The 12,310-nt window shown below is 50.3% G+C and carries 10 protein-coding genes; all 10 read left to right on the plus strand.

The window, feature by feature from the left end:
* Positions 1–102 precede the first annotated feature (102 nt).
* The 10 genes from LQV63_RS00615 to LQV63_RS00660 all read left to right on the plus strand — a co-directional run bounded on the left by LQV63_RS00615 (position 103) and on the right by LQV63_RS00660 (position 12,309).
* Positions 103–1,095 (plus strand): ketopantoate reductase family protein, encoded by a 993-nt coding sequence (locus LQV63_RS00615; protein WP_233695331.1) that lies wholly within the window; start codon positions 103–105, stop codon positions 1,093–1,095.
* A gap of 97 nt (positions 1,096–1,192) precedes the next feature.
* Positions 1,193–1,579, plus strand: a complete 387-nt coding sequence (locus LQV63_RS00620) for a DUF3397 domain-containing protein (protein WP_233695332.1) — start codon at positions 1,193–1,195, stop codon at positions 1,577–1,579.
* Positions 1,580–1,684: 105 nt separating this feature from the next.
* On the plus strand, positions 1,685–3,310 hold the full coding sequence (bshC, locus tag LQV63_RS00625) for a bacillithiol biosynthesis cysteine-adding enzyme BshC (protein ID WP_233695333.1): 1,626 nt from the start codon (positions 1,685–1,687) through the stop codon (positions 3,308–3,310).
* 59 nt (positions 3,311–3,369) lie between these two features.
* Positions 3,370–4,641 carry an adenosylhomocysteinase gene (locus LQV63_RS00630; RefSeq protein ID WP_019420653.1) on the plus strand — a complete coding sequence of 424 codons (1,272 nt, stop codon included), beginning with the start codon at positions 3,370–3,372 and terminating at the stop codon, positions 4,639–4,641.
* Between the two features lie 410 nt (positions 4,642–5,051).
* Positions 5,052–6,146, plus strand: a complete 1,095-nt coding sequence (locus tag LQV63_RS00635) for a DUF4349 domain-containing protein (RefSeq protein WP_233695334.1) — start codon at positions 5,052–5,054, stop codon at positions 6,144–6,146.
* Positions 6,147–6,264: 118 nt separating this feature from the next.
* Entirely contained in the window at positions 6,265–6,696 is a 432-nt protein-coding gene (gene mraZ, locus LQV63_RS00640) for a division/cell wall cluster transcriptional repressor MraZ (protein WP_019420651.1), read from the plus strand.
* Positions 6,697–6,764: 68 nt separating this feature from the next.
* Positions 6,765–7,718 carry a 16S rRNA (cytosine(1402)-N(4))-methyltransferase RsmH gene (gene rsmH / locus LQV63_RS00645; protein WP_019420650.1) on the plus strand — a complete coding sequence of 318 codons (954 nt, stop codon included), beginning with the start codon at positions 6,765–6,767 and terminating at the stop codon, positions 7,716–7,718.
* 15 nt (positions 7,719–7,733) lie between these two features.
* Positions 7,734–8,120 carry a cell division protein FtsL gene (gene ftsL, locus LQV63_RS00650; protein WP_233695335.1) on the plus strand — a complete coding sequence of 129 codons (387 nt, stop codon included), beginning with the start codon at positions 7,734–7,736 and terminating at the stop codon, positions 8,118–8,120.
* Between the two features lie 13 nt (positions 8,121–8,133).
* A complete protein-coding gene (locus tag LQV63_RS00655; protein WP_233695336.1) occupies positions 8,134–10,311 on the plus strand; it encodes a penicillin-binding transpeptidase domain-containing protein in 2,178 nt (725 codons plus the stop codon).
* A gap of 69 nt (positions 10,312–10,380) precedes the next feature.
* On the plus strand, positions 10,381–12,309 hold the full coding sequence (locus LQV63_RS00660; protein WP_019420647.1) for a stage V sporulation protein D: 1,929 nt from the start codon (positions 10,381–10,383) through the stop codon (positions 12,307–12,309).
* Position 12,310: the final 1 nt, after the last annotated feature.

Below are 12,310 nucleotides of genomic sequence, written 5' to 3' on the forward strand. Positions count from 1 at the left end.
CTGGCGAGAGAAGAACCTCTCACTTGGCGCTTTTTTTGTTTTTTTCGAGTCTGTCTGTTATAACTAAGGAACTAGAGAAAAAAAGCACAAGGAGAGATAGGGATGCGTATCGATATTATCGGCGCAGGGTCGCTCGGGATGCTGTGTGCGGCCCGTCTCCACGCCAGCCGTTCTAGATGGTCCATGGGAGAGGAACAGCTCAGCGGGGTTCGTCTATGGACCCGAACGGCAGAGCAAGCTCGGGCCATTCAAGCAGAGGGCATCATATATACCGACCATCAAGGACAAACCTTGCATGTATCCGGAATGGAGGCTTACCCTCTGGAAGAAGCTTATTCTATTCTACATGCAGCCGATGAGAAGGTTCACCTCATATGGCTGTTCGTTAAGCAAACACATATTCAGCCGATGCTGCTCGAGTCCTTGCGCAAGATGCCGCGCGCGACAGATGCGGCGCTTATTTGTTTCCAGAACGGTGTAGGGCATGCGGAAGCCTTATCTGGCGCGTGGCCTGTCGATGCAATGGGGCTTGCTGTGACGACGGAGGCGGCCCGCAGGCAGTCGTGGAATGAAGTCGTTCATACAGGGTTAGGCTCGACATGGATCGGTCCGGCCATCCCATCGAATAATAAGAAACATCTTCCACTTGATTTTTTATGTTTACCGACAAAGAACTTGCTAGAAAATGCAGGATTTCAGGCGTTTGTGTCGAACAACATCGAAGAAATGATCTATCAAAAGCTGCTTGTCAACGCAGTTATTAATCCGTTGACCGCGCTGCTGCGAGTGAAGAATGGGCAACTGCTCGCTACCGAGGAACGCATTTCTATAATGAAGGAGCTGTTTTATGAAGTGGTTGCCGTCTATGAAGCGGCGAAGTTGAAAGTGGACGTAGAGACGGATTGGGAGCGCGTCGTAACCATTTGCCGCATGACAGCTAATAATACTTCCTCCATGCTGCAGGATATACTAGAGGGCCGCAAGACGGAATGCGATGCCATTACGGGAGCGATCATCCGGCTCGGGGAAGTGCATTCAGTTGATACACCTGCACATGTAATGGTATACCGTCTCATCCAGGCAAGCCAGTCCTAACAACCAAGTCACCTATTAGAGGATGTTCAAAAAGTTCCCTTTGAAAGTGATCTTTTGAACACGCACTATTACCCGAAAGGAGTGAGCCTTAACGACAATGTTGAAGTTATTGTCAGATGGTTTTGTCCTGTTTTCGATTCTTCCTTTTTTTCCGTTTATTATAGCTTGGTTTATCGGTTCATTCTGGATTAGCCCGAAAAAGAAAGCCTTTATGCTGGCGATGGATGTTACGACCGCATTTCTCATTGCCTCGGTCGGCGGACTTTATAATACAATTTTAGATTCGAAGTCCGGGTTCTATTGGATATTGTTTATAATATTAATTGCTGCAGGGCTCTTTGGGGGGCTGCAGCACCGCAAGACCGGACAAATCGATATACGCAAACTTGTGCGCATGATTTGGAGAATTTCATTTTTTATTTTAAGTTTTTTGTACATAATACTGCTCTTTATTGGCATTATTGTATATTGGGCAAGCGTGTAGCACGGCATGATACATATATTGACGAATTTCATTGCATAACCTGCTTTGACGGATGGAAGCCGCATTGTGTACAATCGAGACGATAGAGAGAGGGAGGCGGCTTACATGACATGGCCATTGTTGCACATTCCGGTTCAACAACCGTTGGCAGCTCATTATATCGAACATCAATCGTCCGTTATACAATCACTATACGAGTTTCATCCGGATGAAGATGTGGAGAAACGGGCCGAATGGCTGGACGGAGCTGAGCATCTGAGAGCGGATCGCTCCGAACTGGCACAGGTGCTGCGCCGATATAATCAACAGATGAACAACTGCCCGGCCGTGATGGAAGCCATTGATCGATTGGTGCAGAGCGAGGCACTCGTCGTCGTGGGAGGCCAGCAGGGAGGCTTGCTGACAGGACCGCTGCTAGTTATATATAAAGCGGTATCCATTATTCGTATGGCGCAGGAAGCAGAAGCCAGACTAGGACGTCCGGTCGTTCCGGTATTTTGGATTGCCGGAGAGGACCATGACTTCGATGAAGTCAATCATACTTATGTATTGAATCAGGAGCCGGCAGTGCAGCGGATTCGTATCGGGAAACCTCACGACTTGCGAGCCCCGGTCAGCCACGTGAAGCTTGAAGTGTCCGCATGGGAGTCCGTGCTGGCGGAAGTAGAGGAGTTGATGCCGTCTACCGAATTCAAACCAGCACTGATGGATGAGCTTCGGCAAATGGCGAAGTATTCCACGCTCTCAGACGCTTTTGCTCACATGATAGGGCGGCTGTTTGGGGAGTACGGGCTTGTGCTGATCGATTCAGCCGATCCGGCCATCCGGAAGCTGGAAGCTCCGATGTTCCAAGCCATCATCGAGGAGAACGATAGCTTGGAGGAAGCCTATGCCAAGAGCGAGCAAGATCTGCGCACAATGGGCTATACACCACAAGCGGAGCGTTCTGAACACAGTGCGAACTTATTTGTCATTCATGAAGGAGAGCGTCAACTGCTCCACAAAGAGAACGGCAGCTTTGTCGATCGGCATCGTACGCTCTCATGGAGCAAAGCGGAGTTGCTGAATAAAGCGGGGGGTTGCCCGCAGGAACTTAGCAACAATGTCTTGACACGCCCTTTAATGCAAGAATTTTTATTTCCGGTACTGGCAACGGTGCTTGGCCCTGGTGAGATTGCTTACTGGGCGCAGACGAAGCAAGCGTTTCGGACGCTTGGCATGCGGATGCCGCTTATTTGGCCGAGAATGAGCTTCACATGTATGGAAGGCACGCTCCAGAAGCTGCTTGTCAAATATGATTTGACGGCAGAGGATGTCATCCATCATTATGAAGAGAAGAAGGAATTGTGGTTGAAGTCGCAGGATGAACTTCATCTGGATGATCGCTTCGGCGAGCTGCGCCATGATGTAGATGCGCGTTATCGCGACATGCTGAGTGTCCTGAATGATGCGCTGCCTGCTCTAGGCCGTCTCGGCGAGACGAATCATGCCAAGGTGTTGGAGCAGATTGATTTCCTCCATCATCGGGCAAAGGACGCATTGCAGAAGCAGCATGAATCTGGCCTGCGGCAATGGGAACGGCTGAAGGTGACGCTGCACCCGAATAACAAACCGCAAGAGAGAGTCTTGAATATGATCATGTATGCCTGTCGTTACGGGGAAGGTTGGTTCAAGCCGGTGATGGATGCACCGGTCGTATGGAAAGGCGAGCATCGCCTGATTACGCTTTAGAACACGTCAGTAAGGTGAGGAATGCCAACTAATTATGATGTGGGAGGATGAACGTACCGATGAATAACGCAAATGCTGTAAACAACAGTGTTATCCGTGATATCGCTTTAGCTCCGGAAGGTCATTTAAAGATTGATTGGGTGCAGGCTCATATGCCTGTATTGAATCGCATTCGCGAACAATTTGAAGCTGAGCAGCCATTCAAAGGCTTGAAGGTGGCCATTTCGCTGCACTTGGAAGCGAAGACGGCTTATCTTGCCAAAGTGGTTCAAGCCGGGGGCGCACAGGTGACGATAACTGGCAGCAATCCGTTGTCTACGCAAGATGACGTATGTGCGGCGCTTGTGGAAGACGGAATTACGGTATTTGCAAAGTATGATCCGGAACCAGAAGAGTATAAGCAGTTGCTGATTCAGACGCTGGAGACGAAGCCGGATCTGATCATCGATGACGGCGGCGATTTGATTTCGATCCTTCACTCGGAGCGACCTGACTTGAGAGACCAAGTGCGCGGCGGTGCGGAGGAGACGACGACAGGCATTCTGCGTTTGAAAGCGATGGAGAAAGACGGTACGCTTCAATTCCCGATGGTTGCGGTAAACGATGCGTTCTGCAAATATTTGTTCGACAATCGTTACGGAACGGGTCAATCCGTCTGGGACGGCATTAACCGCACGACGAACTTGGTTGTTGCCGGCAAGACCGTCGTAGTAGTCGGATACGGCTGGTGCGGTAAAGGCGTGGCGATGCGCGCGAAGGGCCTTGGTGCGAACGTCGTCGTGACGGAAATCGACGCGATTAAAGGTGTGGAAGCCTATATGGATGGCTTCACAGTACTGCCGATGAGCGAAGCGGCCCGCATCGGAGATATCTTCGTCACCGTGACGGGGAATCGTGACGTCATCCGCGGCGAACATTACGATGTGATGAAGAATGGCGCTATTCTGTCCAATGCCGGTCACTTTGATATCGAGGTGAACAAGCCGGAATTGGAAGCACGTTCGCAAGGCGTGCGCACGGTTCGCAAGAACATTCAAGAATACAAGCTGAAGGATGGACGCAGCATTTATGTGCTCGCGGAAGGCCGCTTGGTCAACTTGGCCGCAGGCGACGGGCATCCGGCTGAGATTATGGACATGACATTTGCGCTGCAAGCGATGTCGTTGAAGTATGTGAACGAGCAATACGAGCGCATCGGCAAGGCAGTGGTCAATGTGCCTTATGAACTGGATGAGCAGGTAGCTCGCTTCAAGCTGGAGTCGCTTGGCATTTCCATTGACAAGCTGACCGCTGAGCAAGCTTCCTACCTCGACAGCTGGCAAGAGCATTAATCGGACAAGAGGTCGTTCTCGAAGACCCTTTTTATCACGAAGCATCCTAAGAGATCAAGAATACGTATGTAGAACAATGCCGTCATCAGCCATGAAGCTGGTGGCGGCATCTTTTATCCACTCTCCCAATGCTTCAGATTGCGTAATGAATAGCTTGGTATTGAAGCGGTATCGTGCTCATTTTCTGAATTGTTGGAATAGTGGGCTACAGGGATGAACCCACCTTCAATGAGAAAGCTGTTTCGCGCGATTGCTGGAGCAAGCCAGTCTTCTTATTTCCTATGCAACAAATCTTTTCCAACCCCCGTCAGTAGCTGTAGAGGTTTTGAAGACGATTGTATAGCGTATGAACAGCACCTAGAGCATCTATACGATGCATCCATACGAACATGAAAAAGGGGGAGTATGGCATGGAAAAGCTTGGGCGTATTGAAAAGGAAAGCGGTGTCAGGCAGGTGTTTTTAAGCGGGACATGGATGTTAGGCAAAGCATTGATAGCAGGTTGGCTTGCATTTGCCTTGCTATTAGGCGGGTGTTCCGCATCCTCCTCCGAGGATGCTGCATCGATCGGCAAGAACGAAGCGGCGGCCGACATGAATACGTTGTCACAGGAGAGCAGCCAGGCTGTTCAGAGTGAACACCCGAACGGGGTGCAGGCTGGATTCAACGGCTCGCAGGCACCAGCCGCGAAGCCGCAGCGCAAGCTGATTTATCAGGCCAATCTGCGTATGGAAGTGAAGGATTATGAGACGGCGAAGCAGCGCATGAATCGGCTGATCGAATCATCGGGAGCGTATATTATGCAGTTTTCCGATGAGGAGTCCGACTATGAACACGGAGGGACATATGTCATTAAGGTGCCGGCTGCGGGCTTCCAATCCTTCGTTGACGAGCTTGGAAAATGGGATTACATTGATTACAACCGCCAGTATTCGGCCAACGACGTCACCGAGGAATATGTGGATTTGGAAGCGCGGCTGAAAGCGCAGCGGGCGGTTGAGGCGAGACTGCTGTCCTTTATGGAGAAAGCGACGAAGTCGGCGGATTTGCTCAGTTTTTCCAAGGAGCTTGCGGACGTACAGTCGAATATCGAGCAGATTGTCGGCCGCATGCGTTATTTTGATACGAATGTGGCGATGTCCACGATTGAAATGAGGTTATATCAGACATTGAAGCCGGTGGCTAACAAAGCGCTGGAGGAAGCGTTCGGCACGCAGATCGCGTCGGCGTTAAGTCAAAGCTGGGATGCGCTCGTGCAAATTGTGAAAACGTTTGTGCTGGCGCTTGTAGCCATTCTGCCGTTCGCCTGTGCCGGCTTGCTTGTCGGGGTGCCTATCTGGCTAATTGTGCGAAGACAGAACAAGGGCAAGAAGAAAGATAGAACGTTCCTCGCACATCAACCAATGTCATCGCTTACGGATGCAGCGCTTGTCAAGAAGGAAATAGACGAAGCAAACGATGAAACAAATCATCGAAAGGCAAGGGAAGATCCAAATAACCCATAATCAACTAATATAAAAATCCTGCTAATTAGCAGGATTTTTTATGTTCATGGCGAAGTATACAAACGTTGTGGAGGAAAGTGGAGCGCAGTGGTGAATTTAGGGGGAGGAGTGGTGGCAGATGTTTATGGGCGAATATCAACATAGCATCGATGACAAAGGCCGCATGATCATTCCTGCCAAACTGCGCGATTCCTTAGGCTCCAACTTTGTGTTGACACGAGGCTTGGATCAATGTTTGTTTGTCTATCCTATGGATGAATGGGGCTTGCTTGAGCAGAAGCTGAAGGCATTGCCTCTGATGAAGGCCGATGCACGTGCGTTCACCCGTTTTTTCTTCTCCGGAGCTACCGAATGTGAATGGGACAAGCAAGGCCGCATCAACATCCCCAACCATTTGCGCCAATACGCGCATCTCGATAAAGAATGTATGGTCATTGGTGTACAGAACCGAGTGGAGATTTGGAGTAAAGACGCTTGGGAACAATATGTATTACAGTCGGAATCTACGTTTAATGAAATTGCCGAAACGTTGGTGGACTTTAATTTCTAGGTGTACATTTTATGATGCGCCACCGATAACAGCTTAGATGGAAACCGATATACTAGGAGGAATTTGCGTTGTTTCATCATATTACCGTGCTAAAAGAGGAGTCGGTCGAAGGTTTGCGTATTCGTCCTGACGGAATATATGTCGACTGTACCTTGGGTGGTGCGGGACATAGCGAACGAATCGCTTCTATGCTTTCCGAGTCGGGGCGTCTTATCGCGCTGGATCAAGATGATTGGGCGCTTGAGAACGCCAAATCCCGTCTTGCTCCGTACATGGATCGGGTGACGTTAATCAAGAAGAACTTCCGGCATTTAGAAGAAGCTCTGCTGGAAGCGGATGTCCCGCAGTGTGACGGCGTTCCGCTTGTGGACGGCATCTTGTTCGACTTGGGTGTGTCTTCTCCGCAGCTTGACGAAGGGGAACGCGGATTCAGCTACAATCATGATGCGCCGCTTGATATGCGGATGGATCAAAATGCGGAATTGACTGCACACGAAATCGTTAACGAGTGGTCGGAAGCGGACATTGCCCGCATTCTGTTTGAGTACGGCGAAGAGAAATTCGCACGGCGCATTGCCCGGGAAATGGTCACGGCAAGGGCGAAGCATCCGATCGAGACAACCGGAGAATTAGCAGAGCTTGTGAAGGCTGGAATTCCGGCAGCAGCAAGGCGTACGGGGGGACACCCTGCCAAGCGAAGCTTTCAAGCGCTTAGAATCGCGGTGAATGACGAGCTTGGCGCTTTCGAGGATGCGCTGCATCAAGCGGTTCGCTGCTTGAAGCGGGAGGGCAGAGTTGCCGTAATTACTTTCCATTCGCTCGAAGATCGAATATGCAAACGGATTATGAACAGCTATGTCGGGAAATGCCAATGCCCGCCTGATTTGCCGATGTGCGCATGTGGCAAAACCGAAATCTTGACATTTATAAAGCGTAAGCCGATTGTTCCTGGTGAAGAGGAGTTGACACTCAATCCGCGTTCGCGTTCAGCAAAATTGCGTGTTGCTGAAAAAATGATATAAGGGGGAAAGCAGAAGATGGCATATGTGCGTGGCAATTTGGCAGTACGCCCGGAACGACAGCAACAACGGACACCAAAGTATCGTCAGACGAAAAAGACGGTAACTCGCAAAGCTGCGCTTCCTACACGCGAGAAGCTGCTATATTTATTAACCGTCTTGCTCTGTGCGACGATCGCTTTTTTTATCATCTCGCGCTACGCACATATTTACAACACGAATCTGCAAGTGCAAGAGATGAAGCGGACGACCGTGGCTCTTCAGAATGAAGCATCGGTATTGCGTGTAGAAATAGAGAAGTTGTCAGACTGGAAACGAATTGAGCAATTTGCCAAGGAAAATGGACTCATCACACCAGAGCAGCCTCTGGAAATAGAAGTATACAAACAAGCAGGGAACGAATAAACGAGGGATGAAGATGGTCAAACGAATCAAGTTGCGCACGTTGGCGATCGGGGGTTTATTCACCCTCTTTTTTGTTGTCATCGTAGGGCGATTGTTCTGGTATCAAGTGTGGAATCAGGAGTTCTGGATGAACGAGGCGAAGGCATCGTGGTCGGTCAAACGCGAATTGGCGCCGACCCGCGGCACCGTCTATGATCAGAAGGGTGAAGTGTTGGTCATGGATGCCCCGGCCTATACGGTGGCGGTCGGTCCCAGAGTCATTCAAGAGCTGAGGACTTCAAACAAGCTTGTAGAGAAAAACATCGACGTAGAGCGGCTAATCGTGGATGAACTGCATAAAGTGCTGAAAAAACCGGAAAACGAGCTGTACAATTTGGTGCGCAGCAAGCAAGATACCGGTGAATATTATATTAATCGCGAGGTCCGCAGTGAAGGCTGGAAGGTTGAAGAAGAAACGGCGGAGCAGCTTCGCCAATTTGTTAGCGAGCTAAAAGAGGAGACCGGATTAAAGGACGTCGGTCTCTATTTGATGCCGGAGGTAAAGCGTTTCTATGCCAAGAACAAACTCGCATCGCACGTGCTTGGCTATACGGATAAACAAGGCGAGCCTATCGGCGGCATAGAGGAAACGTTTGACGAACAATTAAAAGGGACGCCAGGCGTCATTCAGTATGAAAAAGACCGAATTGGCAACAAGCTGCCGACCGCTTCAGAAGTATATAAGCCAGAGAAAGATGGGCAGAACATCTATCTAACGATCGATCGCACGATCCAGCAATATATCGAGGATGAAATGCGAGAGGTATATAACAGGTATAGTCCGCACAGCATGACCGTCATTGCGGCTGATCCGAAGACAGGTGATATATTAGGCCTGGCAAATATGCCGGATTTCAATCCGAACAAATATTGGGAAGCGAGTAACATCCGTAACTTCTATAATCCTGCCATCCAAGCACGGTACGAGCCGGGCTCGACCTTTAAAATCGTTACGTTGGCGGCCGCTGTAGAGGAAGGTATATTTGACCCGAATGCGTACTTTGAGTCCGGGAGCATTCGCGCCGGCGGACGAAAGATTCACGACGTTAATCGTGTCGGATGGGGGACGATTAGTTATTTGGAAGGGTTGAAGCGTTCCAGTAACGTCGCTTTCGTCAAGTTGGGCTTTGAACAGTTGCAGGAAGAAAGAATGAAGTCATATATTGAAAAGTTTGGATTCGGCAAGCCGACGGGGATTGAGCTTCCGTGGGAAAATAGCGGGCAGATTCAATTCCAATATCCTGCCGACGTGGCAGCGGCATCATACGGTCATGGTAAAGTTCTGGTGACGCCGATTCAACAGATTATGGCCGTATCCGCCGTCGCGAACGGAGGCAAGCTGATGAAGCCGCATCTCGTGCGCAGGACGGAAGATCTGGTGACTGGCAAGGTGACGGAACGGGAGCCCGAGATCGTAAGGCAAGTCATTAAACCGGACGTGGCGAAGCAAGTTAGTGAATATTTGGAGCAGGTTGTAGCCGATCAGAAAATAGGTACAGGTAAAAACGCCTATATTGAGGGCTACCGCGTAGCCGGAAAGACCGGTACCGCCTTGAAGGTCATCAATGGCGAATACGATTCGCAGCGTGCGGTCGTATCGTTCGTCGGCTATGCTCCGGTGGAAGATCCGCGCATTGCCGTGCTTATCGTTGTCGATGATCCGCAAGATTACTGGGAAGGCGGCGGCTTCGTAGCTCCGTTCATGTTCAAGAAGATTGCGAGTCAATCGCTCCGCTATATGGGCGTGCCGACATCGCATGAAATGAAAGACAATGGCAGCAAGAAAGGCCCTGTGCCTATTATTAAGGCGCCAAATATTCAAGGCTTAAAGCCGTATGATGCAAAGCGAAAATTGGGGGAAGATGGAATTGTCTTCGAGACGGTAGGTGCCGGCAGTGTCGTAAAAAGGCAATATCCTGCCCCAGGCGAGCCGCTTGCTACCGGGCAGCGTATTTATTTGCTCACCGATGAGCCGGAGAAGCTTCCACTGCCGAATCTAAAAGGCAAGTCGCTGCGTGACGTTATGGAAATTACATCGCTGTTGAATTGGAAGGTTCGGATCGATGGAGAAGGATACGTAACGGAACAGAAGACGTCGACGGAGAACGGGCAGCGTATGGTTGAAATTAAATTGGCACCTAAAAGAACGTAGCTTGTTCTATCCCCTGGTTGTCCCGAATAGGTTGGTTATGAACCAATGTCGGACAAAGGAGGGGATACCGTGAAAGTATCAGGCGTAACGGTCCGCAAGCGGCTTATTATCGGGATAGGATTAGTTTCACTTGGCTTTATCGCTCTCATTGTGCGTCTGGCCTATGTTCAGCTCTGGGAAGGCGGAGAGCTGTCAGCGCAGGCGGAGGAGCTGTGGAGGAGAAACATTCCCGTCACATCGAAGCGCGGCGAAATATGGGACCGCAACGGTGAGCGATTAGCCTATAATATTAGCTCCCCTACGATTATGGCGGTTCCGGCGCAGATTAAAGATGCGAAGAGCACGGCAGCTCAGTTGGCATCCGTGTTAGGCATCAAATCGGAAGATGTGGAGCGAATCATTACGAAACGGCAATCTTCGGTATATATTAAGCCGGGAGGCCGCAAAATATCGCTCGAAACGGCACAAAAAGTGCGTGATCTCAACTTGCCGGGCATCGTCGTTGCAGAGGATAATAAGAGGTATTATCCGTTTGGTGATTTCGCTTCCCACATACTAGGCTTTACAGGCGGCTATAATCAAGGCTTGACAGGCATTGAACAGAGATACAACACCGCTCTGAACGGCATTGCGGGGAACGTCTCTTTTCTGGCAGATGCGGCAGGAAGACAGATGCCGAACTCATCAGAAAAATACGTCCAACCGCAAGATGGATTAAATTTGCAATTGACGATTGACAAGCAGATACAGACAATAATGGAGCGGGAACTTGATCAGGCGATGCTTGATTTGAAGCCGAAGCAGATCGTCTCGATCGCCATGGACCCGAAATCGGGTGAAATATTGGCGATGGCGAGCCGTCCGAATTACGACCCGGGAAAATACCAAGAGTATCCTGTTGAGGTGTATAACCGCAATTTGCCGATTTGGATGATGTATGAACCTGGATCGACTTTTAAAATAATTACGCTCGCAGCGGCGCTCGAAGAGGGCAAGGTGAATTTGTACAACGAGCATTTCTTCGATCCCGGCCGCATTGAAGTGGGAGGCGCCAGACTCCGCTGCTGGAAGAAGGGCGGGCACGGCAGCCAGACCTTCCTCGAAGTGGTGGAAAACTCCTGCAACCCCGGGTTCGTCGCGCTGGGTCAACGTTTGGGAAAAGAGTCGTTATTCGACTACATACGCAATTTCGGATTCGGGCAGAAGACGGGGATTGATTTGAGCGGGGAAGCAAGCGGGATTCTGTTCAAATTGAATCGCGTCGGACCGGTGGAGCTGGCTACGACAGCCTTCGGACAAGGGGTATCCGTTACGCCGATTCAGCAAATTGCCGCGGTATCGGCTGCGATAAACGGCGGAAAATTGTACCGTCCTCACATCGCCAAGTCCTTTCATCATCCGGAAACGGGGATGGTTGTCGATGAAGTGAAGCCGGAGATCGTGCGTCAAGTCATTTCGCCGGAAACGTCTGCTAAGGTGCGTGACGCGTTGGAGCATGTCGTGGCGCAAGGTACAGGGAGGAATGCCTTCATCGATGGCTACCGCGTAGGCGGGAAGACCGGTACTGCACAGAAGGTCGTGAACGGCAGATATTCACCAGACGAGCACATCGTATCATTCATCGGATTTGCGCCGGCAGATGATCCGAAGATCGTCATTTATACGGCGGTCGATGATCCGCAAGGCATCCAATTCGGAGGACTTGTGGCAGCGCCAATCGTCAAACGTATTATGGAGGATGCGCTCCATTATATGGGAGTAGAGGCGCGTGAGAAACAGGTGACGCGCAAATATAGATACGATGAAACGCCAATTGTTGCGGTGCCGAATCTGATGGGCAAGACGTTATCCGATATTTACGAAGATATGAATATGAATTTTCAATTAGCGAAATCCGGCACGGGCCCGACGGTCATTCATCAAGCGCCTAAGCCGGGAACCCGGGTGGAGCGCGGATCGACGATTCGCATTTACATGGGACAAGAGACGGAGGAATAAA

The organism is Paenibacillus profundus, from assembly GCF_021369635.1.
Classification (GTDB): Bacteria; Bacillota; Bacilli; order Paenibacillales; family Paenibacillaceae; genus Paenibacillus_B; species Paenibacillus_B profundus.